The organism is Shewanella sp. Shew256 (assembly GCF_002196695.1).
In the GTDB taxonomy this organism is placed as follows: domain Bacteria; phylum Pseudomonadota; class Gammaproteobacteria; order Enterobacterales; family Shewanellaceae; genus Shewanella; species Shewanella mangrovisoli.
In genome coordinates this window covers 1-1,315 of the sequence record NZ_NAJR01000043.1, presented here as the reverse complement: position 1 = coordinate 1,315, position 1,315 = coordinate 1, and the positions used below count along the sequence as shown (strand labels likewise).

Sequence of the window (1,315 nt, the reverse complement as noted above, 5' to 3'; positions counted from 1 at the left end):
CGTTAGATGCACTAAGCACATAATTGCTCACAGCCAAACTATCAGGTCAAGTCTGCTTTTATTATTTTTAAGCGTGCATAATAAGCCCTACACAAATTGGGAGATATATCATGAAAGGCTGGCTTTTTCTTGTTATCGCAATAGTTGGCGAAGTAATCGCAACATCCGCATTAAAATCTAGCGAGGGCTTTACTAAGCTTGCCCCTTCCGCCGTTGTCATAATCGGTTATGGCATCGCATTTTATTTTCTTTCTCTGGTTCTGAAATCCATCCCTGTCGGTGTTGCTTATGCAGTCTGGTCGGGACTCGGCGTCGTCATAATTACAGCCATTGCCTGGTTGCTTCATGGGCAAAAGCTTGATGCGTGGGGCTTTGTAGGTATGGGGCTCATAATTGCTGCCTTTTTGCTCGCCCGATCCCCATCGTGGAAGTCGCTGCGGAGGCCGACGCCATGGTGACGGTGTTCGGCATTCTGAATCTCACCGAGGACTCCTTCTTCGATGAGAGCCGGCGGCTAGACCCCGCCGGCGCTGTCACCGCGGCGATCGAAATGCTGCGAGTCGGATCAGACGTCGTGGATGTCGGACCGGCCGCCAGCCATCCGGACGCGAGGCCTGTATCGCCGGCCGATGAGATCAGACGTATTGCGCCGCTCTTAGACGCCCTGTCCGATCAGATGCACCGTGTTTCAATCGACAGCTTCCAACCGGAAACCCAGCGCTATGCGCTCAAGCGCGGCGTGGGCTACCTGAACGATATCCAAGGATTTCCTGACCCTGCGCTCTATCCCGATATTGCTGAGGCGGACTGCAGGCTGGTGGTTATGCACTCAGCGCAGCGGGATGGCATCGCCACCCGCACCGGTCACCTTCGACCCGAAGACGCGCTCGACGAGATTGTGCGGTTCTTCGAGGCGCGGGTTTCCGCCTTGCGACGGAGCGGGGTCGCTGCCGACCGGCTCATCCTCGATCCGGGGATGGGATTTTTCTTGAGCCCCGCACCGGAAACATCGCTGCACGTGCTGTCGAACCTTCAAAAGCTGAAGTCGGCGTTGGGGCTTCCGCTATTGGTCTCGGTGTCGCGGAAATCCTTCTTGGGCGCCACCGTTGGCCTTCCTGTAAAGGATCTGGGTCCAGCGAGCCTTGCGGCGGAACTTCACGCGATCGGCAATGGCGCTGACTACGTCCGCACCCACGCGCCTGGAGATCTGCGAAGCGCAATCACCTTCTCGGAAACCCTCGCGAAATTTCGCAGTCGCGACGCCAGAGACCGAGGGTTAGATCATGCCTAGCATTCACCTTCCGGCCGCCCGCTA

Annotated in this window: 2 protein-coding genes; both read left to right on the top strand. The window is 56.7% G+C overall.

The features are described from left to right. Positions 1–110 precede the first annotated feature (110 nt). Positions 111–458 carry a quaternary ammonium compound efflux SMR transporter QacE delta 1 gene (locus tag B5P39_RS24295; protein WP_000679427.1) on the top strand — a complete coding sequence of 116 codons (348 nt, stop codon included), beginning with the start codon at positions 111–113 and terminating at the stop codon, positions 456–458. Then, positions 452–1,291, top strand: a complete 840-nt coding sequence (gene sul1 / locus B5P39_RS24290) for a sulfonamide-resistant dihydropteroate synthase Sul1 (protein ID WP_000259031.1) — start codon at positions 452–454, stop codon at positions 1,289–1,291. Before B5P39_RS24295 ends, sul1 begins: the two co-directional genes overlap by 7 nt. Positions 1,292–1,315 lie beyond the last annotated feature (24 nt).

Bases quoted from the DNA above. Each gene is read 5' to 3' on its own strand.
- B5P39_RS24295 (WP_000679427.1), top strand. From the start codon at position 111: ATGAAAGGCTGGCTTTTTCTTGTTATCGCAATAGTTGGCGAAGTAATC.
- sul1 (WP_000259031.1), top strand. From the start codon at position 452: ATGGTGACGGTGTTCGGCATTCTGAATCTCACCGAGGACTCCTTCTTC.